Annotated in this window: 23 protein-coding genes and 1 tRNA gene; 15 read left to right on the forward strand and 9 right to left on the reverse strand. The window is 63.9% G+C overall.

Annotated elements, in window-relative coordinates; all coding sequences use genetic code 11:
• Positions 1-3: 3 nt before the first annotated feature.
• Entirely contained in the window at positions 4-1,206 is a 1,203-nt protein-coding gene (locus IC232_RS11620; protein ID WP_190845100.1) for an acetyl-CoA C-acyltransferase, read from the reverse strand.
• Between the two features lie 262 nt (positions 1,207-1,468).
• Here IC232_RS11620 and IC232_RS11625 point away from each other — a divergent pair, with 262 nt between their 5' ends.
• From IC232_RS11625 to IC232_RS11665, 9 genes are all read left to right on the forward strand, one after another.
• Complete coding sequence (locus IC232_RS11625; RefSeq protein WP_190845101.1) at positions 1,469-2,482, forward strand: NADPH:quinone oxidoreductase family protein; 1,014 nt, start codon at positions 1,469-1,471, stop codon at positions 2,480-2,482.
• Between the two features lie 5 nt (positions 2,483-2,487).
• Positions 2,488-4,152, forward strand: coding sequence for a dicarboxylate--CoA ligase PimA (pimA, locus tag IC232_RS11630; RefSeq protein ID WP_190845374.1), 1,665 nt, complete (start codon positions 2,488-2,490; stop codon positions 4,150-4,152).
• A gap of 48 nt (positions 4,153-4,200) precedes the next feature.
• Positions 4,201-5,397 carry a pimeloyl-CoA dehydrogenase large subunit gene (gene pimC, locus IC232_RS11635; protein ID WP_190845102.1) on the forward strand — a complete coding sequence of 399 codons (1,197 nt, stop codon included), beginning with the start codon at positions 4,201-4,203 and terminating at the stop codon, positions 5,395-5,397.
• Between the two features lie 118 nt (positions 5,398-5,515).
• Positions 5,516-6,664 (forward strand): acyl-CoA dehydrogenase family protein, encoded by a 1,149-nt coding sequence (locus IC232_RS11640; RefSeq protein WP_190845103.1) that lies wholly within the window; start codon positions 5,516-5,518, stop codon positions 6,662-6,664.
• A gap of 12 nt (positions 6,665-6,676) precedes the next feature.
• Entirely contained in the window at positions 6,677-7,918 is a 1,242-nt protein-coding gene (locus tag IC232_RS11645; protein WP_190845104.1) for an acyl-CoA dehydrogenase family protein, read from the forward strand.
• Entirely contained in the window at positions 7,915-8,679 is a 765-nt protein-coding gene (locus tag IC232_RS11650; RefSeq protein ID WP_190845105.1) for an SDR family NAD(P)-dependent oxidoreductase, read from the forward strand. The genes IC232_RS11645 and IC232_RS11650 overlap by 4 nt, the downstream gene beginning before the upstream one ends.
• A gap of 76 nt (positions 8,680-8,755) precedes the next feature.
• Complete coding sequence (locus tag IC232_RS11655) at positions 8,756-8,935, forward strand: YqaE/Pmp3 family membrane protein (RefSeq protein ID WP_036347973.1); 180 nt, start codon at positions 8,756-8,758, stop codon at positions 8,933-8,935.
• 125 nt (positions 8,936-9,060) lie between these two features.
• Entirely contained in the window at positions 9,061-9,261 is a 201-nt protein-coding gene (locus IC232_RS11660) for a hypothetical protein (protein WP_190845106.1), read from the forward strand.
• 135 nt (positions 9,262-9,396) lie between these two features.
• Complete coding sequence (locus IC232_RS11665; protein WP_190845107.1) at positions 9,397-9,729, forward strand: hypothetical protein; 333 nt, start codon at positions 9,397-9,399, stop codon at positions 9,727-9,729.
• A gap of 407 nt (positions 9,730-10,136) precedes the next feature.
• On the opposite strand, the gene IC232_RS11670 is transcribed toward IC232_RS11665, so the two are convergent.
• The 4 genes from IC232_RS11670 to IC232_RS11685 all read right to left on the reverse strand — a co-directional run bounded on the left by IC232_RS11670 (position 10,137) and on the right by IC232_RS11685 (position 12,358).
• Positions 10,137-10,213 (reverse strand) — tRNA-Arg (locus IC232_RS11670).
• Between the two features lie 60 nt (positions 10,214-10,273).
• Positions 10,274-11,038, reverse strand: a complete 765-nt coding sequence (locus IC232_RS11675) for a pseudouridine synthase (RefSeq protein ID WP_190845108.1) — start codon at positions 11,036-11,038, stop codon at positions 10,274-10,276.
• Positions 11,035-11,949, reverse strand: coding sequence for a class I SAM-dependent methyltransferase (locus IC232_RS11680; RefSeq protein WP_190845109.1), 915 nt, complete (start codon positions 11,947-11,949; stop codon positions 11,035-11,037). The genes IC232_RS11675 and IC232_RS11680 overlap by 4 nt, the downstream gene beginning before the upstream one ends.
• Before the next feature lie 70 nt (positions 11,950-12,019).
• On the reverse strand, positions 12,020-12,358 hold the full coding sequence (locus tag IC232_RS11685) for a hypothetical protein (protein WP_190845110.1): 339 nt from the start codon (positions 12,356-12,358) through the stop codon (positions 12,020-12,022).
• A 210-nt stretch (positions 12,359-12,568) separates the two neighbouring features.
• Between IC232_RS11685 and IC232_RS11690 the strand changes: the two genes are divergently transcribed.
• The gene (locus tag IC232_RS11690) at positions 12,569-12,853 is read left to right on the forward strand and encodes a hypothetical protein (RefSeq protein ID WP_190845111.1); all 285 of its coding nucleotides are present in this window, start codon (positions 12,569-12,571) and stop codon (positions 12,851-12,853) included.
• A 21-nt stretch (positions 12,854-12,874) separates the two neighbouring features.
• Here the strand turns inward: IC232_RS11690 and IC232_RS11695 are convergent, their stop codons facing one another.
• Entirely contained in the window at positions 12,875-13,807 is a 933-nt protein-coding gene (locus IC232_RS11695) for a DMT family transporter (RefSeq protein WP_190845112.1), read from the reverse strand.
• A 244-nt stretch (positions 13,808-14,051) separates the two neighbouring features.
• Here IC232_RS11695 and IC232_RS11700 point away from each other — a divergent pair, with 244 nt between their 5' ends.
• From IC232_RS11700 to IC232_RS11715, 4 genes are all read left to right on the forward strand, one after another.
• On the forward strand, positions 14,052-15,287 hold the full coding sequence (locus tag IC232_RS11700) for an MFS transporter (protein ID WP_190845113.1): 1,236 nt from the start codon (positions 14,052-14,054) through the stop codon (positions 15,285-15,287).
• A 203-nt stretch (positions 15,288-15,490) separates the two neighbouring features.
• Positions 15,491-15,880, forward strand: coding sequence for a septal ring lytic transglycosylase RlpA family protein (locus tag IC232_RS11705; protein ID WP_190845114.1), 390 nt, complete (start codon positions 15,491-15,493; stop codon positions 15,878-15,880).
• A gap of 152 nt (positions 15,881-16,032) precedes the next feature.
• Positions 16,033-16,866: a hypothetical protein gene (locus IC232_RS32870; protein WP_190845115.1), complete on the forward strand. Its 834-nt coding sequence runs from the start codon at positions 16,033-16,035 to the stop codon at positions 16,864-16,866.
• 64 nt (positions 16,867-16,930) lie between these two features.
• Positions 16,931-18,013, forward strand: a complete 1,083-nt coding sequence (locus tag IC232_RS11715; protein ID WP_190845116.1) for a hypothetical protein — start codon at positions 16,931-16,933, stop codon at positions 18,011-18,013.
• Between the two features lie 49 nt (positions 18,014-18,062).
• Here the strand turns inward: IC232_RS11715 and minE are convergent, their stop codons facing one another.
• The 3 genes from minE to minC are packed head-to-tail and all read right to left on the reverse strand — an operon-like array spanning position 18,063 to position 19,824.
• Positions 18,063-18,326: a cell division topological specificity factor MinE gene (gene minE, locus IC232_RS11720; RefSeq protein ID WP_036354060.1), complete on the reverse strand. Its 264-nt coding sequence runs from the start codon at positions 18,324-18,326 to the stop codon at positions 18,063-18,065.
• On the reverse strand, positions 18,323-19,138 hold the full coding sequence (minD, locus tag IC232_RS11725) for a septum site-determining protein MinD (protein WP_190845117.1): 816 nt from the start codon (positions 19,136-19,138) through the stop codon (positions 18,323-18,325). Before minD ends, minE begins: the two co-directional genes overlap by 4 nt.
• A gap of 17 nt (positions 19,139-19,155) precedes the next feature.
• Positions 19,156-19,824: a septum site-determining protein MinC gene (gene minC, locus IC232_RS11730; RefSeq protein WP_210335325.1), complete on the reverse strand. Its 669-nt coding sequence runs from the start codon at positions 19,822-19,824 to the stop codon at positions 19,156-19,158.
• A 437-nt stretch (positions 19,825-20,261) separates the two neighbouring features.
• Here minC and IC232_RS11735 point away from each other — a divergent pair, with 437 nt between their 5' ends.
• A complete protein-coding gene (locus IC232_RS11735) occupies positions 20,262-21,425 on the forward strand; it encodes a TAXI family TRAP transporter solute-binding subunit (RefSeq protein WP_190845119.1) in 1,164 nt (387 codons plus the stop codon).
• Positions 21,426-21,489: the final 64 nt, after the last annotated feature.

Genomic DNA, 21,489 nt, shown 5'->3' on the forward strand with positions numbered 1-21,489 from the left:
GTCTTAGTAGATCTCGAAAAGACCGGCAGCCCCCATGCCGCCGCCCACGCACATGGTGACGACGCCGTATTTCGCGCCGCGGCGCTTGCCCTCGACCAGGATGTGTCCGGTCATGCGCGCGCCCGACATGCCATAGGGATGACCGATGGAGATGGCGCCGCCGCTCACATTGAGCTTCTCGTTGGGAATGCCGAGCCGGTCGCGGCAATAAAGCACCTGGCAGGCGAAGGCCTCGTTCAGCTCCCAGATGTCGATGTCGTCCACCGTCAGGCCATGCTGCTTGAGCAGCTTCGGCACGGCGAAGACCGGTCCGATGCCCATCTCGTCCGGATCGCAGCCGGCCACCGCCATGCCGCGATAGGCGCCGAGCGGCTGCAGGCCGCGGCGCTCCGCCTCCTTCGCTTCCATCAGAACGGCCGCCGAGGCGCCGTCCGACAGCTGCGAGGCGTTGCCCGCTGTGATGAACCGCCCTTCCTTCACGCGCAGCCCATCCTTGAACACGGGGTTCAGCGCCTGCAGGTCCTCGAGCCGCGTCTGCGGGCGGTTGCCCTCGTCCTGCGAGAGCGTGATCTCCCGCTGGGAGGTGGCGCCGGTCGCCTTGTCGACCACGGTCATGTGGGTTGTCATGGGCACGATCTCGGCGGCGAAACGCCCTTCGGCCTGGGCCTGGGCGGTGCGCTGCTGCGATTGCAGGGCGTATTCGTCCTGCGCTTCGCGGGAGATGCCATAGCGGTCGGCCACGGTCTCGGCCGTCTCCAACATGCTCATATAGAGCGCCGGAACCGTCTCCACGAGCGCCGGGTCCTTGGCGCGATACCGATTCGCCTGCTCGTTCTGGACCAGGGAAATCGATTCGAGGCCGCCCCCCACCGCGATCCCGATCCCATCGACGACGATCTCCTTGGCGGCCGTCGCGATAGCCATGAGGCCGGAGGCGCATTGCCGGTCCATGCTCATGCCGGCGACGCCGGTCGGCAGGCCCGCGCGCAGGGCCGCCTGACGGGCGATGTTCGACCCGGTCGAGCCCTGCTGCAGCGCCGCGCCCATGACAACATCGCCGATCTCGCCCGGATCGATCCCGGCGCGCTTCACTGCCTCGGCGATGGCATGGCCGCCCAGCGCCTGAGCCTGGGTGTCGTTGAAAGCGCCGCGATAGGCTTTTCCGATGGGGGTGCGGGCCGTGGAAACGATGACAGCTTCACGCATTGTGGGATCCTCCCTGGATCGCTGGGGCGGTTGCCACCCCTTCATTCCAAGCCACCCGACGCCGGCGGCGACGAGCGCTCCTGACCTTGTCTGGTGATATTAATGACAAAAGCGGTATGTTTTTGTCTAGCCCAAATCCCTTTGAAAATATGAGAAAAATTTACGCCCTGAAACTTTTTCGAAAAATCGGCTTGCATCTGGAGACGGCCCGGATACCCTGCTTCCCATAAAGATTATGCGCTTTCTGGGGAGGAAGCGAAGGATGCTGGCCCTACTCAGCAAACAGCCGGGCGGACCCGAGACGCTCGTGCTGGAATCCGTGGCCGAGCCCAGCCCGAAGCCGGGCGAAATCCTGCTGGCCGTGAAGGCCTGCGGGGTGAACTATCCCGACGGGCTAATCATCGAGGACCGTTACCAGTTCAAGCCCGAGCGCCCCTTCGCGCCGGGCAGCGAGGTCTCCGGCATCGTCGAGGCGGTGGGAGAAGGCGTGTCCTTCCTGAAAGCCGGCGACCGGGTGATCGGCTCCTGCGGCTGGGGCGGCATGGCCGAGAAGCTCGCCCTCTCGGCCGACCGCTGCATTCCCATGCCCGACGCCATGCCCTTCGACGAGGCGGCCGCCTTCGTCATGACCTATGGCACCTCCTATCACGCTCTCAAGGACAGAGCCGGACTGAAGGCGGGCGAGACCCTGCTGGTACTGGGCGCGGCCGGAGGCGTGGGCCTCGCCGCTGTGGAACTCGGCAAGGCGATGGGGGCCAAGGTGATCGCCGCCGTCTCCTCGGACGAGAAGGCTGCGCTTGCGAAGAAGCACGGCGCCGACGAGAGCCTTGTCTATGCGCCCGGTCCCTTCGACAAGGAAGCCAGCAAGGCTCTGGCCGAACAGTTCAAGGCGGTTTGCGGTCTGAGCGGCGCGGACGTGATCTATGACCCGGTGGGCGGCGAATATTCCGAGGCGGCTCTGCGGGCCATCGCCTGGGAAGGGCGCTTCCTCGTGGTCGGCTTTCCGGCTGGGATCCCGAAGCTTCCACTCAACCTGCCACTGCTGAAATCCTGCCAGATCGTCGGCGTGTTCTGGGGCGCTTTCGCCAAGCGCGACCCGAAGGCCAACGCGGCGAATCTGCGGGAGCTTCTCGATCTCTATGCAGACGGGCAGATCAAGCCGGTGATTTCCGAGCGCGTTCCCCTGGCTCGGGCCGGCGAAGCCATCGCGGCCTTGAGCGCACGCAAGGCTCTTGGCAAGATCGTCGTCACCATGAATGGGGCGGACGCATCATGAGCCGGATGGCCTTTGCCTGGGAGCGCTCCTATCCGCCCGGCGTGCGATGGAATGCTCCCATCGTGCCGTCGACGCTGCCCAAGCTCCTCGATGACGCGGTCGCAGCCTATGGCGATAGGCCGGCCATCGAATACCGGGACCGGCACATCAGCTACACCGAGATCGGCCGTCAGGCCGATGCGTTCGCCGCCGCCCTCCTGCGCTCGCCCGCCGATACTCCGGAAGCGGTCGCGCTCTATCTGCCGAACACGCCCTATCATCCTTATGCTTTTTTCGGCGCCGCCAAGGCCGGAATCAGGGTCGCTCATCTGAGCCCCCTCGATGCCGAACGGGAGCTGGCGCACAAGCTGCATGACAGCGGCGCGCGTGTTCTCGTGACGACCAATCTCACCAGCATGCTATCCATGGCGCTCAAGCTCCTGGATGCCGGCCATGTCGATCGCCTGATCGTCGGTGAGGACGCCGTCTGGGGACCATGCCCGGCACCCACGATGCCGATCCCGGAGCGGCCCGACGTCAGCACCTTCGAGGCCTTCACGCATGATGCGGCGCTGCCCGCACAGTGGCCCGCGATCACGCCGGACGACATCGCTCTGCTGCAATATACCGGCGGCACCACCGGCACGCCGAAGGGCGCCATCCTCACCCATGGCAATCTGACCGCAGCGGTTGCCATGTACGAGGCGTGGTTCGGCCCGCAGCTGAACACGCGCCCGGGCGAGCAGAAGGTGATCTGCGTCCTGCCGCTGTTCCATATCTTCGCCCTGACCACGATCCTGCTGCGCCAGATCCGGAACGGCAACGAGATCCTGCTGCGCCTGCGCTTCGATCCCGAGACGACGCTGCGCGACATCGAGGTGAAGCGGGCGACTGCCTTTCCGGGCGTCCCCACCATGTGGATTGCGCTGGCCAATCATCCCGGCATCGAGAACCGCGACTTCTCTTCCGTGATCCACCTCAGCTCCGGAGGGGCGCCCCTGCCGGTCGAGGTGGGGGAGCGCTTCCATCGCCTGACAGGGCAGCGACTTCTCGGCGGCTGGGGCATGACGGAAACCTCTCCCGCCGGCACGAACCTGCCGCTCAGAGGACCGCCGAAGCCGGGCTCCATCGGCATCCCCATGCCGGGCGTCGAGCTCGACATCGTATCCCTCGACGAGCCCCGCCGGGTGCTCGGCGTGCGCGAGACTGGCGAGCTTCGCGTCCGGGGCCTCAACGTCAGCAGCGGCTACTGGAACAAACAGACGGAGACGGCCGAGGCCTTCACCCCTGAGGGCTTTCTCACCGGCGATATCGGGTACATGGATGAGGACGGATACTTCTTCATCGTCGATCGCCGCAAGGACATGATCATCTCCGGCGGCTTCAACGTTTACCCGCAGATGATCGAGCAGGCCGTCTACGAGCACCCGCAGGTGGAGGAAGCTCTCGTGATCGGCATTCCGGACCCTTATCGGGGAGAAGCCGCCAAGGTGTTCGTGAAATTGAGGAACGATGCGCCCGGTTTTACGCTCGAAGAGCTGCAGGCGTTTCTCGCCGACAAGGTCGGCAAGCACGAGATGCCGGCGGCTCTCGAAATCCGCGAGGCGCTTCCGCGTACCTCCGTCGGCAAGCTGTCGAAGATCGAGCTGCGCGATGCCGAGCGACGCAGGGCGGAGAACGCCACGCCATGACAAGCCATCCCCCCTTCCCTCCATTTCTCTGCCTAGAGGATATCGCCCATGGATCTGCGCTTCACCGATGAGGAGCTCGCCTTCCGCGACGAGGTTCGCGAATTCTTCCGCACCGCCCTGCCCGACTCGATCCGCCGCAAGATGATCGAGGGTCATCATCCAAGCAAGGACGACCTCGTCACCTGGAGCCGCATTCTCAATGCCAAGGGCTGGGCCGTGCCGCATTGGCCGGTGGAATGGGGCGGCACCGGCTGGAGCCCGGTGAAGCAGTACATCTTCCGTGACGAACTGCAGCAGGCGCCCGCTCCCGAACCGCTCGCCTTCGGTGTCAGCATGGTCGGCCCGGTGATCTACACCTTCGGCAACGAGGATCAGAAGCGCCGCTTCCTGCCGCGCATCGCCAATCTTGACGACTGGTGGTGCCAGGGCTTCTCCGAACCCGGCGCCGGCTCCGACCTCGCCTCGCTCAAGACCACAGCCAAGCGCGAGGGCGACCACTACATCGTCAACGGCCAGAAGACATGGACTACGCTGGCCCAGCATGCGGACTGGATCTTCTGCCTGGTGCGCACGGATTCTGCCGTAAAGAAGCAGGAGGGCATCTCCTTCCTGCTCATCGACATGAAGACGCCGGGAATCACCGTGCGGCCGATCCAGACCATCGACGGCGGGCACGAGGTCAACGAGGTGTTCCTCGACGACGTGCGCGTGCCGGTCGAAAATCTCGTCGGCCAGGAGAACAAGGGCTGGGACTATGCCAAGTTCCTGCTCGGCAATGAGCGGGTCGGCATCGCCCGCATCGGCATCTCGAAGGCGCGCCTGAAGCGCGTGCGCGAGCTGGCAAGCCTCGAGCGCATCGGGGACGTGCCGCTGATCGATATTCCGCGCTTCCGCGAAAAGCTCGCCGCCGTCGAGGTGGAGCTGAAGGCCCTCGAGATGACGCAGCTGCGCGTGGTGGCCGCCGAGAGCCGGCGCGAGAAGGGCAAGCCTGATCCGGCCTCCTCGATCCTCAAGATCAAGGGCTCGGAGATCCAGCAGGCCACGACCGAGCTGCTGATGGAGGTCGTCGGCCCCTTCGCCATGCCCTACCAGCCGGAGGAGGAAGGCCGCAACGAGCCCACCGACGGACCCGATTGGGCGAGCACCGCAGCGCCGACCTATTTCAACTGGCGCAAGATCTCGATCTACGGCGGCTCGAACGAAATCCAGAAGAACATCATCGCCAAGGCGATCCTGGGGTTCTGACAATGAATGTCATCCCCGGCGCACGAAGTGCGGGAAGGGGATCCACCCACACGTTCACCAGCAATGGATTCCCTTCCCCTCCGCTGCGCTCCGGCCGGGAATGACAAGGAGACACGACATGGACTTTGATCTCAGCGAAGAACAGCGCCTTCTGAAGGACAGCGTCGATCGCCTGATGGCGGACCGCTACGACTTCGAGAGCCGCCAGCGCTATGCCAAGGAGCCTGAGGGCTGGAGCCGGGCATTGTGGAGCGCCTATGCGGAGTTGGGCCTCCTTGCCCTGCCCTTCGACGAGGCTCATGGCGGCTTCGGCGGCGGTCCTGTGGAAACCATGACGATCATGGAAGCCTTCGGGCGCTCGCTGGCGCTCGAGCCCTATCTCGCGACCGTCATCCTCGGCGGCGGCCTGCTGCACCACGGCGGCAGCGAGGAGCAGAAATCCACCTATCTGCCCCAAGTCGCATCCGGCGATCTGCGCCTCGCCTTCGCTCATACGGAGCGGCAATCGCGCTACGACCTCTTCGATGTCGGAACGACAGCGCAGCCCGACGGCGGCAGCTTCATCCTCAACGGTAAGAAGAACGTCGTTCTGCACGGCGACAGCGCCGACAAGATCCTGGTGACGGCACGGGTCGCAGGCTCCCGCCGCGACCGCGACGGCATTGGCCTTTTCCTTGTCGATGCCAATGCCCCCGGCGTCTCCAGGCGCGGTTATCCCACACAGGACGGACAACGCGCCGCCGAGGTGACGCTGGAATCCGTGCGTGTCGATGCCGGAAACGTCATCGGCAACCCGGAAGGCGCTCTGCCGGTCGTGGAAAAGGTCGCCGACATCGCCATCGCGGCCCTTGCGGCCGAGGCTATCGGCGCCATGGACGAGATGCTCAAGCTCACGGTCGATTACCTGAAGACCCGCAAGCAGTTCAACGCCACCATCGGTTCCTTCCAGGTTCTGCAGCACCGCTCTTCCGAGATGTTCATCGCCGTCGAACAGGGGCGCAGCATGGCGATGTTCGCCGCCATGATGGCCCAAGAGCAGAATCCGGAAGAGCGCCGCAAGGCGATTTCGGCCGCGAAGGTGCAGATCGGCCGCTCAGGCCGCTTCGTCGGCCAGCAGGCCGTTCAGCTGCATGGCGGCGTCGGCATGACCATGGAGTACAAGGTCGGCCATCTCTTCAAGCGCGTGACGATGATTGACACCCTGTTCGGCGATGCCGACCACCATCTGTCCAAGCTCGCCGAAACCGGTGGTCTGATCGCGGCCTGATAGGAGGAACCGATGCTGTTTCCCATAAGCCCCAAGGCCGAAGACTTGCGCCACCGCGTCACGGAATTCATGGAGGCCCATGTCTATCCGGCCGAAGAAGTCTTCGAGCAGCAGCTCAACGCCATGCCAACCCGATGGGGCGTGGCGCCGGTCATGGAGGATCTGAAGGCGCGCGCCAAGGCTCAAGGGCTGTGGAACCTGTTTCTCCCTAAGCGCCACTATCCGGATTCCCTGTCGAACCTGGAATACGCCATGGTGTGCGAGATCATGGGGCGCTCTCCCATCGGGGCCGAGCCGTTCAACTGCTCCGCGCCCGATACGGGCAATATGGAGACGCTCATTCTCTATGGCTCGGAGGAGCACAAGGAGCGCTGGCTCAAGCCCCTGATGGACGGCGAGATCCGCTCGTGCTTTGCCATGACGGAGCCCGAAGTTGCCTCGTCGGATGCCACCAACATCCGCACTGAGATCCGCCGCGAGGGCGACGATTACGTGATCAACGGGCGCAAGTGGTGGACCTCCGGCGCCATGGACCCGCGCTGCAAGATCGCCATCGTCATGGGCAAGACCAACCCGGATGCGCCCAAGCACCAGCAGCAATCGATGATCCTGATACCGATGGATACGCCCGGCGTGACAGTGGTCCGTCCGCTCACCGTCTTCGGCTACGACGATGCACCACACGGCCATGCGGAGGTTCTGTTCGAGAATGTGCGCGTGCCCGCCTCCAACATCCTGCTCGGCGAGGGACGCGGCTTCGAGATTGCGCAGGGACGCTTAGGTCCCGGCCGCATCCATCACTGCATGCGTTCCATCGGCCTCGCGGAGCGCGCGCTGGAGACCCTATGCAAGCGGGCCCTGTCGCGCAGCACCTTCGGCAGGCAGGTGGCCGATCACGGCGTGACGCGTCACTGGATTGCCGAGTCGCGCATGGAGATCGATCAGGCGCGCCTACTCACGCTTCAGGCGGCGCGCATGATGGACGAGGTCGGCAACAAGGCGGCGCGCGCCGAGATCGCCATGATCAAGGTGGTGGCGCCGAACGTGGCGCAGAAGGTCGTGGACCGGGCGATTCAAGTGTGCGGCGGCGGCGGCGTATCCCAGGACTTCCATCTCGCATACGCCTATGCCCGCGCCCGCGTGCTGAGACTCGCGGATGGTCCCGACGAGGTGCATCGCGAGACCGTGGCGAAGATCGAGCTCGCCAAATACAAGGCCACCGACCGGCCGCACAATGCAGGACCTGCCGCATGACGAACCCCTTCGATCTCACCGGAAAGGTCGCCATCGTCACCGGCTCGAGCCGCGGCATCGGCCGCTCCATTGCCGAGACCATGGCCTCGCTCGGAGCCAGGGTGGTGGTGTCGAGTCGCAAGATCGAAGCCTGCGAGCCTGTGGTCGACGGTATCCACCAGAGAGGCGGCGAGGCCATTGCCATTGCCTGCAACATTTCGCGAAAAACCGAGGTCGAAGCCCTCGTTGCTCAGACGCGGGATCGCCTTGGCCCGGCGGACATCCTGGTCTGCAACGCAGCCGTCAATCCGGTCTACGGCCCCATGAGCAACCTCACCGACGAGGCTTTCGACAAGATCATGGGCGCGAACGTGAAGAGCAATCTCTGGCTCTGCAATCTTGTCATGCCGGAAATGGCTGCGCGCGGTGGCGGAGCGGTGGTGATCGTCTCGTCGATTGCGGGCCTGCGCGGCACCGGCGTGATCGGCGGCTACGGCATCTCGAAGGCGGCGGACTTTGCGCTCGCGCGCAACCTCGCGGTGGAATGGGGGCCGCAGAATGTGCGCATCAACTGCATCGCGCCGGGCCTGGTCAAAACGGATTTCGCCCGCGCGCTCTGGGAGGACCAGCAGGCTCTGGAGCAGCGCAACAGCCAGACTCCGCTGCGCCGGATCGGCACGCCCGACGAGATCGGCCCCGTGGCCGCCTTCCTGGCTTCGTCGGCGGCAAGCTTCATGACGGGACAAACTGTGGTTGTCGACGGCGGCGTCACGATTGCATGACGGACTGGAACAGGACGAGCGCGATCCCGTTCCACTCATGATCCTCATCAAGACCTTGAGCCCAATGATCTGACCTATGGGAAACCTGCTTCGCATCATCCTCGCCATTCTTCTGCCGCCCGTCGGTGTATTCTTCACCGTGGGCCTTGGCGGCCAGTTCTGGCTCAACATCCTGCTGACGATCCTGGGTTACATCCCCGGCATCGTCCACGCGGTCTGGATCATCGCTAGGCGGAACCCCTCGCCCTACCGCTGAAGACCTTAGTCCTTCCCGGTGCTGGAGCGCACACCGCAGGATGCGTCATCCGAACAGAGTTCAGGTTTGGCCGTTTCTCTCGTGCAGGCCGCAAGATCCTTGCGCCTCGACGAGAGCACACCTTCATGACGATCTTCGATCCCATCTCCGGCCGTCAGATCACGATTGATCTTTCAGGCAAGCCATACCGGTCGATCATTCGACAGAGATGCTCCACCGAAGGAGAGCAACAGGTTCGCGCAGGCCAGGTATCGCGCGCAGGAGAAGGATTGATGTCTCCCGATCTGCCTTGTCAGAGCGCTTCCCGTAAGCGCTGCAAAGCGTGAGGCCTGAAAACCGGCATAGATGGTTGAACTTGAGAGCTCTGATTGAGTATGAGGCAAGGTGCCGCGACGCGGCTGTGGGTTGGAACTGCCTTGGTCATCGGACGTTACGTCGCGATCACCTAAGGAATTGAACCCATGAGAAAATTTGCCCTTTTGGCTGTAGCTGCCATCGGTTCTGGTCTCTTCATCGGCACGCCTTTGATGGCCCAACCGGCCATTCAGTTCGGCATCGGCCCTGATGGTCGCCCTCAGATCGGCGTTCGTGATCCTCAGCAGGAGGAGCGCGAGCGGCGTGAGCGGTGGCGTGATCGCCGGGATGCCGAGCGTGCCTACGAGCAGGGACGGCGTGACGCTCGCCGCAATGAGCGGCGCTATGGCGCCTACGAAGAAAACTGCCGGAATGTCACCATCGTGGAAGAGGACCGCTGGGGCGGTTCCGTGACGCGTCGCGTTCGCCGCTGCGACTGATCGCATTTCGACCCTCGCATGTCAGCCGATCTTCCGGCGCATGCGGGGGTCCTTATCCTCGCGATCTGATTTTCCTGCCAAGGTTAGTCTGAGGTTAACTTTAACGCTCTTAGGATCGAGGCTCAGAAGTATAGGAGCCTCACGATGCCTACCCTCAAGAACTCGCTTGTCCTGCTTGTGTCGGCTTCCGTGCTGGGTCCGTTCTTCGTGATCTCAGCCTACGCCACGACAATCCTGGCATCCGCCTTCATCGGGAAGTAGGTTCATCCAGGAGGTATGGGTTGTCCGGGCGGCCGCGGATCCCGCCAATCTCTCAGTTGCTGATCGCGTCGTCCGTGAGGGCTAATGACTGCCTTGGAAGGAGCGACCTGTTGCGCCCGACTTCCCGCGCTGTAAGAGCCGAGAAGTGGCGCACCCGACACGATTCGAACGTGTGACCTTTGCCTTCGGAGGGCAACGCTCTATCCAGCTGAGCTACGGGTGCTTGCGGCGGTTCGCCTGCACTTTCCCTACCTGATTACGGGCTTCAGGGCAACCTCTCCGCTCACGAAGCTTGCCGAGCGGCGGTTCCGGACGGCGGAAGGATGAGGGCGAGGTCGGCCTCGCCGAGCAGCCGGAACTGCCCCGGCTCAAGATCCGCCGGCAGGTCCAGGGCGGCAATTCGGTTGCGGTGCAGGGCGGTGACGTGGTTGCCCACGGCCGCGAACATGCGCCGGACCTGATGATAGCGCCCTTCCGTGACCGTGACATGGGCGCTCGTCGTGGACAGCACCTCCATCTGCGCCGGCAGGAGCGGCTTGTCCTCGCCTTCCAGCATCAGGGTCCCGGAAGCGAAGATCTCCGCCTCGTCACCCCGCAAGGCGCGGTCGAGGGTCACGAGATAGCGCTTGGAGACGTTGGCGCGGGGCGAGATGATGCGGTGGAGCAGGTTGCCGTCGTCAGTCATCAGCAGCAGCCCCGAGGTCTCCTTGTCGAGGCGACCGACCGTCGAGAGGGCCGGATCGCGCCGGCGCCAGCGATCGGGGAGCAGGCTGTAGACCAGGGGGCCCGCCTCCTTGTGCGAGCAGGTGACGCCCAAAGGCTTGTGCAGCATCAGGATGAGGCCCGGCGAGGGATCGAGGGGCTTGCCCTGGACTTGCATCCGCTCCGAAAGATCGCGGGTCACGGCAATGCGCTGGTCGGAATCCTCGATCACCTCCCCGTCCAGGGTTACAAGCCCAGCACGGACGAGTTGCTGCACCTCCCGGCGGGAGCCATAGCCGAGATTGGCCAGGAGCCGGTCGAGACGCAGGGTCGGTGTCTTGCTCATTTCATGGCCTCGTAGATCTTGTAACCGCCCGCCTCTCCTTTCGGTGTCACGCGCCGGAACAGGGGCTTCAGAACCCCTTCGTAGGGCAGATGCCGATTGGCCACGAGCCAGAGGACTCCGCCGGGGCGCAGGGCCTCGGCCGCCCGGCGGATGAAGCTCTGGCCCAGGCTCTGGTCCTCGGCGCCGCCATCATGGAACGGCGGGTTCATGACAACGAAGTTGAGCCCCTGGAGCCCGGTGCCGCTGCGGACATCAACCCAGCGCATCTCGGCACGCGGATCGGCGATGTTGCAGGCTGCCATGTCGATGGCGCGGCGGTCGATGTCGAGCATCGCAAGATGCTCGACCGTCGGCGAGGCCAGGATCTTGCGGGCGAGAACGCCGATGCCGCAGCCGAAATCCGCGCCACGGCCGCTGAACGTGGGCAGGGTCTGCTCCAGCAGCACGCTGCCGGGATCGAGGCGGTTCCAGCTGAACACGCCAGGCCAGGTCCAAAGGTTCAAAGCCTCGTCCAGGCGCGGCCCGCCCTCAGCCAGTGCTTCGTCGAGCCCGGTCACCAACGAGGGCCGCTCACACGTGCAGATGCGATAGTGCCGCCGGGAGGTTTCCGTGACCGAGCACCCGAACGCCTTGAGTTCCTTGGCGATCCGGGAGCCGCCCTTGTCCTTGGGCGCCAGAATCGTCAAGGCGCCGCCTGGGGCGAGCGCCCGCAGCGCCAGCGCGGTGGTGTATCGCCGCTCCACGGTGCCGGGCGGCGCCAGCACCAGCATATCGCTGAACAAGCCCTCCGGCTGCTCTTCCAGCTTCGCGGAGCCTGGAATCAGAGGCGAGAACTGGGTGGCACCCTCCGGCGCCTCGGCCAGTTCGGCCGGTGGCGTGCCGTAGACGCCGCTTCGTGTCGTGGTGTGCAAACTATTGGCCTAATGGGTGAACGAGGGCGTTCTAGTCCACCACAGCCCGCGCGGCAAACCTCAAAGCCGTTCAATATTTCAGGCGCAGGGCGCGAACCTCCTGCGTGCCGCCCGCGCAGGTGATGCGAGCCCGCGGGCAGGATGAGACATAGACCGGGGTCGGGCAGTAGGTCTGCATGAAGCTCTCGTCGATGGCGCAGGTCACGTGCACGCGATAGCCTCGCTGCGACACGCCCGGCCCATCATGAAGCACCGAATAGCCGAGCCCCTGGTCGGCGAGCCGCGCGATGGGGCGGGTCGTCTGGACCTGGCTGGAGCGAACCCCGACAACCGTCGTTACATCCGCCGCCAGGGCCGCCGGGCCTACCAGACCTGCGGCAAGTGCCATCCCGACCAAAAGCTGCTTCATGCTGCGCCTCATTGCATTGCCTTGCCGCGCCCCTGCTCGCACAGGGCGGGTCATGCAGGGTAAATGCAAAGCTCAGCTTCGGGATCCACCCTGCACGAAGGATTAACCACGCCTTGAACACCCCGGGGCCATCCCGCCTGCTTTAAGCAACCGGTAGGATTTTTGGCCCGATAAACACCGCCCCACAGGACGTGAACTGACCAGGATCCCATGCACCACATCCATCTCGCTGAGGGTATGCGGCTTCGTTTTCCGGCACGCAGCGCCGATTTCGACCAGGGCGTCGAGATCGGGATCGTGGCGGCGCTCATGAGCCAGGATCTGACGGAATTCACCCGCAAGATCTCGCGCGACAACTTAGGTCAAGTGCGCGCCCTGGTGGAGCAGTTCGGCTACCGCCTCGTCGAAGGCTCCGAGGAGGGGGATTTCATCGAGATCAACTTCCTCAGCCGGACGGCGCGCCCGCGCCTTCGGGTCGTTCATTCGGGCGGTTGATGCTTTCCGAACTCCCGGCCTTCAAGCCGAGAACTTCCTCTCCATCGCACGCACGCGCTCACGATAGGCCGTGTAGAGGCCGCTGAGCGCGATGATTCCGGCACCGGTGATGGTCAGGGCATCGGGAACCGTGGCGAACACCAGATAGCCCAGGCTGCCGGCCCAGATGAGCTGGACATAGGAAAACGGCGCGATCATCGACGCATTGCCATGCCGGTAGGCGAGCACGATGAACCAGTGCCCGATGGCGAACAGCACGCCCATGCTGAGGCCCAGGCTAATCTCCGTCGCATCGGGCGTCACCCAGTTGAACGGCATGAGCGCGCTCAGCACCAAGGTGCCGACGAGGGCTGAATAGGCCAGTGTCGTGAAGGCATGGTCGCCGACGATCTTGCGGGTCACAACGGCGCCTACCGCCCAGCTAGAAGCTGCCATCATCGGCAGCAGCGCGGCGAACTGGAATGCTCCCGTACCGGGTCGGACGACGATCATAACCCCGACGAAGCCAACCGCCGCCGCCGTCCAGCGCCGCCAGCCCACCGTCTCGCCGAGGACAAGAACCGACAAGGCCATGATCAGGATGGGCGAGACGAAGAAGATCGCCGTGGCGTCGGCCACGGGCAGATAGGGCAGGCTCTCGATGAACAGGAGCGAGGAGCCCACCATGCCGAAGCCCCTGAGCACCTGAAGCTTCGGACGCCGGGAGCGCAGGAGCCCAGGCCCTCCCTTCAGGAGCACAATCGGAACGATCACGAGCGCGAAGGTCACATAGCGCATCCACGCCACTTCCGGTGGCGGCAGGGTGGAGGCCAGCTGCTTGGTGATCACGTCAGCCACCGAGAACACGATGGTGGAGGCGATCAGGAACAGAACGCCCCGCAGCGGCGAGGGGGCCGGCAGGCTCGAGGGCTCCAGGGGAGGAGCGCTCGCCCGAGCGGCGGGAGAGGAGGTCATGACGCGCTCAAAAAATGAGGCTCGCGCGGGGGCCGCGACGAGCCTGAGGGTCTCGAGTCTGGAGGGTATTGCTTCTCATAGAATACTGTTTTCACCCGCAGAGAAGTGCAAACTCGGCAGATGCCGCATGCCTTTGGCGAATGGATGATGTGGTAAGCACACATACCCTTGCGCCATGAGCATGGGATAACAGACACTCACGGCTCTCAGACCCAATCGAAGATGCCAGGTGCGGGAACACCAGATGACGGATGATTCGCCGGAGAAGCCGAGCCGCCTGGTGAGCGGAACACCGGCCTTTCGCCGCCTGAACCTGGCGCTGTTCGCGTCCGGCTTCTCGACCTTTGCTATCCTCTACTGCGTTCAACCCCTGCTGCCGGAATTCTCGCGCGAGTTCCAGGTGAGTGCTGCCGCGAGCAGCCTGTCGCTTTCGCTGTCCACCGGCTTTCTCGCCGTGGCCATGCTGGTCGCCGGCTCCCTGTCGGAGGTGCTGGGGCGCAAGCCGATCATGGTGGCTTCGCTCCTGCTCTCGGCTCTCCTGACCATCCTGTCCGCCCTGGCGCCCAACTGGACCAGCCTGCTCGTCGCCCGCATGCTGATCGGCGTCACCTTGAGTGGGCTGCCGGCTGTGGCCATGGCCTATGTGAGCGAAGAGGTCGATCCGAAATCCATCGGCCTTGCCATGGGATTGTTCATCGGCGGCAATGCGGTGGGCGGCATGTCCGGGCGGATCATCGGCGGCGTGCTGACGGATTTGGGCTCCTGGCGGCTCGCCATCGGGCTCATCGGCTGCATCGGCTTGGCATCGGCATTCGCCGCCTGGCGGAGCCTGCCGGCCTCGGTGCACTTCCAGCCGCGACGGGGTCGCCCGGTGGATCTGCTGCGCTCCATGGGCGAGCACCTGCGGGATCCGGGCCTGCGCGCCCTGTTCGCTGAGGCGTTCCTGCTCATGGGCGGCTTCGTGACGCTCTACAACTATCTCGGCTATCGCCTGACGGAACCACCCTATGCCTTAAGCCAGAGCGCCATCGGGGCTGTCTTCGGGGCTTATCTCATCGGCACCTGGAGTTCAGCCTGGATCGGAGGCTTGGCCGACCGGCTTGGCCGAAAGCAGGTTCTCTGGGTGATGATCGTGATCATGCTGGCAGGGCTGGCGCTGACCCTTTTCGACCACCTCCTGCTGATCATTGGGGGGATCGTCGCCGTGACGTTCGGCTTCTTCGGCGGCCATTCCATCGCCAGCAGCTGGGTCGGCAGCCGGGCCGTGAGCGCAAAAGCGCAGGCCTCGGCGCTCTACCTGTTCTGCTATTACCTCGGCTCCAGCACGATCGGCACCCTGGGCGGCGTGTTCTGGGCCCGTGGCGCGTGGCCTGGGGTCGCGGGTCTCGTTGCGGTTCTGCTCGTCGCAGCTCTGGCGATAGCCTTTCGGCTGATGCTTCTTCCATCCAGCCGCACCAAGCCGGGGTCGACGGCGTCTTAGCACTTCAACAGCGATCTTCTGTTGAAATACAACGGTTTTCGAGGCTATATCTACATATTGTTATAATATATAATCTAGTATATCTACATAGCCGCGCGCCAGCCTAGGCTACAACAAACGATGTTCAACCATGTTGAACGTCTTATTGTTGCCCCATTAGCCTCCATTTTGCACACCCAACACAACAAACAAGGGAATGCATCGTGGATCAACACAAGGTAACGCTCACACTCGTAAGTCTGTTCATCGCCGGATCGGCTTTCTTCTCTGCTCCTGTCGCGCAGGCTGAACCCGCAGAGACCTCCGGCAAGGTCATTCAGAGCGGTCCCGCCTCCTGGTACGGACCGGGCTTTCACGGACGCAAAACGGCGAGTGGCGAAACCTTCAACACCAACGAGATGACCGCCGCCCACCGCACCCTGCCCTTCGGCACGAAGGTGAAGGTGGTGAATAAGAAGACCGGCAAATCGGTGGTGGTGCGCATCAACGATCGCGGGCCTTACGCTCATGGCCGCGTGATCGACCTTTCGAAAGCCTCCGCGCAGGCGCTCGGGATCTCAGGCGTGGGATCCGTCACCCTGGCCCAGCTCTGATTTTACCTGCCTTTTAGCCAAGTTCATTTCATCACCTAATCATTGTCATCCATCCTGGCCGGAGCTTCCGGCCAGGATATTCATGGAACCGGGACGCCTTTCACCCGCTTTTCCCCAGTCACCTTTTCTTGAGAAGAGGCCTTAGGAAACGCATGAAAACCGGCTGGCCGCTCGCAACGAAATCCGCTCTCGTGACCCTGCTGATGGCTGTGGGCTCCATGGCTGCGGCGCAAACAGGACGCCCCTGGGTCGACCCTCCCGCAGGGGGCCAGGCGGCGCCATCCCCGGCGCCTGAACCTCAAGCTCCTGAACCCGTCAGGCCGGCTCCTGCCGCTCCGCAGCAGGCCGCCTCACCACCGCCGCCCGCACCCGCGGCACCACCGGCACAAACGGCCCAACCGCAGACTCCCGTTGTCCGGCCCGAGACGCCTGCGACCCGTCAGGCGCAGCAGCCTGAAGCGGCTCCCGCTCCACCTGCTCCGGCACCGGCCGCTCCCGCACCTGTGACGACCGCCCGGCCCAAGCAGGATCCCCCTGACGACAGGCGAGAGGCACGGGCCGACACGGCGAAGCGATTCGCCGTCGATTACCTCAATTCATGGTCGGCCCCCAACGACACCGCTCTCGAATCGACGGCAGCCTTCTATGCGCCGCGTGTGCTCTTTCACGGGCGTGAGGTGTCGATGAAGCGATTGTTCGATGAGAAGCGCCGCTTCGTGAAGCGCTGGCCCGAACGGGACTACCGCCCGCGCGAGGACGGGGTGGGCACAACGTGCAATCCGGCAGGCGAGGTCTGCACGGTCCACGCGGTGTTCGACTACACGGCGTCCCATCCCAGGCGCCGGCGGGTCTCGCAAGGCACGGGCGCCCTGCAGCTCGTCGTTCATTTTATCGGCGACAGGCCCGTCATCGTTGCCGAACACAGCACGCTGCTCGGTCAGGAGCGCAAGCGAAATCTTGCCCTGGAGGGTGCCTCCAATGATTGATGAAACCACGACCCACGATTCTTCCGCAGATCCGCGCCGCAATTGGAATCAGACGAGGGAGAGAATGCGCGAGGTCATCCATGCGGAGCTCGACAAGATCAACCCGACCGATGACGCCCGCCGTGCCCTGGAACTCATCATTGAATCCTCGCTGCGTCCGTCGGAGGTGGATGGAGCGCTGAAACTCACCGTCATCGACCAGGACGGCAAACCCCGGACGATCGCGAAGGACGGGCAGCAGAGAGAGTTCACCCTTCAGGATCTCCTGGAGGAACTGCGCGGCCGGTATGGCGTGCTGTTCAGGTCGGCCAAGTCCGATTCGGCCGACCGCGTGCACGCCGAGCAACGCCCGGAAAAGCGTGAGAAGCCACAGCGGGACTGGCTCAAGCTGGACGACGGAGCACAGAAGCCCGAGGTCGAAGCGCCTCCAGTACGGGCAGAACCCGCTCCTCTTGAGAACCCTCCCCTCAGACAGCCACGCATTCACGACTGGTCCCGCAACCCATTGGCCAGCTTGCGCACCTCTCTGGCGCCAAAGCTCGGCTCGCGGAGTGAGGCCGGACAACCATCTGCCCCGGCAGCAGCCGAGCATGAGCAGGTTGTCTTTGGCGGGATGCGCACGCACTCCTGGGCACGGCCCGGCCTGGCGTTGGGCGCTGTTGCGCTCCTGGCACTTCTCGGCGTCGGTGCCCTGCTGTTCCAGGGAGAGGATGCACCCGCTCCGCAGGCCAGCGCGGCACAGCCCGCGCTGGCCAGCAATGAAACGGCCAGCACCCTTCAGGATCCCGAGCCCTCAACGACCGGCTCGACTGCGACGTCAGCGTCCCTTCGCGGGGTCCCGGACGTGATCGACACGGCCACCCTGTCCCTCAAGGGAGAAGTGGTCCGTCTGTTCGGCGTCGAATGGGCTCCCGGCGGCGGCAAGCCGGAGGATCTGACCAGCTATCTTCAGGGCCGCGAGGTCGCCTGCGAGCCCGTGGGCTCCAACGATGTCTATCGGTGCCAGGTGGGCAATCAGGATCTGTCCCGGGTCGTGCTGTTCAACGGCGGCGGGCGCCCGACCAACGATGCGACGCCGGAGCTGAAGGCCGCAGCCGACAAGGCCCGCGAGGCCAAGATCGGCGTGTGGGGCAAGCAGCAGCCATGAAAAAGCGGCCCCGTCAGGCGGGGCCGCTCATCCTTTATGACACTGCATCTCAGGCGCGCGCGGCGACCGGAGCAGGGATCTCGATCTCGATCTCAAGGGTCGAGATATCCGAATCACGGTTCATCTTCACCTGAACGTTGTCCTGCTCCACCATTACGTGGCGGCGGACGACGGCCAGGATCTCCTCCCGCAGTTGGGCGACGAGGTCGGGCTTGCCTCCGACGATGCCGCGTTCGTGCGCCAGCAGGATCTGCAGGCGCTCGCGCGCCACAGGCGCGGAGGTGCGCCGGTTGAAGAAGCTCAGGAGATTCATGCAGCCCTCCGTCCGAACAACTTGCCGAACAGGCCCTTCTTGTCGGTGGGGATCGTGAGTTCGACGGTTTCGCCCTTGAGCCGGCGCACGGCATCGAAATAGGCCCGGCCCGGCGCGCTGGCAGGATTGTTGAGCGTCACCGGCGAGCCGACATTCGACGCCCGCAGAACCTCTTCGCTCTCAGGGATGATGCCGATGAGCGGGATGGAGAGGATCTCCAGCACGTCGTCCACTTTCAGCATCTCGCCGCGCTCGGCACGAACGGGGTCGTAGCGGGTGAGCAGCAGGTGCTTCTCGATCCGCCCGCCCTTCTCGGCCAGCTCCGTCTTGGAATCGAGGAGGCCGATGATGCGGTCGGAGTCGCGCACGGACGACACTTCCGGGTTCGTCACGACCACGGCCACATCCGCATGGCGCATGGCCATCGTGGCGCCGCGCTCGATGCCGGCCGGGCTGTCGCAGATGATCCAGTCGAACTTCTGGCGCAGCTCGTCGAGAACGCGGGCGACGCCCTCTTCCGTCAGCGCGTCCTTGTCGCGGGTCTGCGACGCGGGAAGCAGCGACAGGTTTTCGAGCCGCTTGTCGCGGATGAGCGCCTGGTTGAGCTTCGCATCGCCCTGCACCACGTTGATGAGATCGAACACCACGCGGCGCTCGGCTCCCATCACGAGATCCAGATTGCGCAGGCCGACGTCGAAGTCGATGACCACGACCTTGTCGCCGCCATGCGCCAGAGCCGCGCCTAGAGCTGCCGAAGACGTTGTCTTGCCAACGCCACCCTTGCCGGAAGTTACGACCAAGACTTTGGCCATTGTCGTCTCTCTTTCTCTCAATCCATTGTTTTCAGGATGATGGAATCGCCATCCAGGTTCACTTGCACAGGCTGACCGAGGAACTTGCCGCCGAGATCGTCAGCGGTCTTGTAGAGTCCATCGATCGCAATCAATTCGGCTTCGAACTTGCGGCAGAAGATGCGGGCCTTGCCGTTGCCCGTGCAGCCCGCGATGGCGCGGCCGCGCAAGCTACCGTATACGTGGATCGAGCCGCCCGCGACGATCTCCGAGCCCGAGGCGACGGAGCCCAGAACCGTCACATCGCCTTCGGGATGAAGGATCGATTGGCCCGACCGCACGGAGCCCTCGATGAGGAGCGACTTCTCCGGTACGGGAGCGTCCGCAAAGGGCGAGCCCGCGGCGGCGATGGCCGCATTGGCCGCGTCCGGCACGTCGATCTCGCCCGTGGGCTTTCCGCCGCTGATCTGCGGCGGCATGTCGGCATCGACGTTTTCGGGCGCTGCTCCCTCAAGCCCGATGACGCGGATGTTGCGCATCTTGAAGGCCGCCAGCAGAAACTTCAGCTCGGACTTCGAGGGCTTCAGGGACGAGACGTCGGCAATGATGGGACGCCCGGTGAAAAATCCGGGGGACCGCTCCGAGACGGCATCGAGATCCTCGAGCCAGTCCCTCAGCGGCACTTCGGGCGCGAGGACCAGGGCCATGAAGGACCTGCCGCGGAAGCGAAGAGACGGGCGATTTCGAACGGCAATGGTCACGGGAGTTCAGATTCCTTTAATGCCCTATGATTTCGACCGCTTATGGTTAACGGACGGTTAAAGGGAGCGCCGGGCGCTCATAAATTTCTTAATGCCGCAGCCGATCCGCCGCGATGCCCGATCCGCAAACCTAGACAGGGTGATAAGAAATTCAGCTTCCACAAGGAATATAAAGATAAAACCTATCTCTTTTTGATTATTCTCTATCACTTCATGAGTACTAATCCGGACGCTAAGCACGATTGACCATGGGTTACATGAGCATACGATGACCGTTCTTTCGTTTCGTTATTCTTTGTCTCTAACTTCATTTCATTCATCAGTCCTGAAAACGAAACGATCGAAGCGACAACAGCCACAAGGCACCTCCGGGGAGGACAAGAATGTCGGGTCGGGTTTCGGTTTTTTCTTCCATCTGCCATCGCGTCGGGGCTTCCTTTGCCCAAGCCGCCGCCGTGGCGGCTTTCCTCGTGTCCGGTCTGACCGTCGCATCGGCTCAGACAGCGCCAGACTTCAACCCGTCCCGTGCCAATGCAGGCACGCTCGGCGTCATCTCCGGCGGCGCGGACGGCACCTACATCCGCATCGCGGCGGATCTTGCCAACGTGCTCGACGGCGAGGAGTTGCGCGTGCTGCCGATGATCGGCCGTGGCTCCCTGCAGAACCTGCGCGACATCATGTTCCTGCGCGGCGTCGATATCGGCATCGTGCAGATGGATGCCCGCGAACAGCTCAAGGCGGAAAAGCTCCAGGACAGCGCGGTCCGGCGCCTGCGCTTCATCACCCGCCTCTACAACGAGGAGGTTCACATCATCGCCAGCCGGCAGATCACGGACATCCGGCAGCTCAATGGTCAGAAGGTCAATATCGACAAGGCCGGCAGCGGCACCAACCTGACCTCGCGCCTCATCTTCGAGAAGCTCGGCATCAAGCCCGAGGTCACGACCTTCGACCAGGCGTCGTCCTATGCGAAGCTCAAGTCCGGCGAGATCCAGGCCGCCGTCTACGTGGCCGGACGTCCGGTGCGCGCCATCGCGGAATTCCAGACCGATGGGCGCTTCCATCTTCTGCCGATCCCGTTCGAAGGTGAGATTGCCGAGAGCTACTTCCCGGCGCGCTTTGCCAATTCCGACTATCCCCAGCTCGTCGATGCGGCCAAGCCGGTTGAGACCCTGGCCGTCGGCAGCCTGCTTGCCGTGTTCAACTGGCCGGAGAACTCCGACCGCTACAATCGCGTGAAACGCTTCGTGGATGCGTTCTTCACCCGGTTTGACGAATTCCTGCAGCCCGGACGGCACCCGAAATGGAAGGAGGTCAATCTTGCGGCCGACGTGCCCGGATGGGAGCGCGTCAAGCCGGCGCAGGATTGGCTCGATCGTTCCGTCGCAGCCCGCACCTCCTCTCCCCAGGTTCAGAGCTTCGAGTTCTTCATGAACAACCGGGGGATCAACGTCTCCGCGCAGGAACGTGAAGTTCTGTTCCGCGAGTTTCTGGCCTGGCAGGGCGATCGGGAGCGGGCGCTCCGGAAGGCGAACCGGCAGGACTGACGCCACAGGCAGGACCCAAGGCCGAAGGCTGCTCCTCAAGCCTTCGGCGATAACAACAGGAGGT

Source organism: Microvirga sp., assembly GCF_014699075.1.
Lineage (GTDB): Bacteria > Pseudomonadota > Alphaproteobacteria > Rhizobiales > Beijerinckiaceae > Microvirga.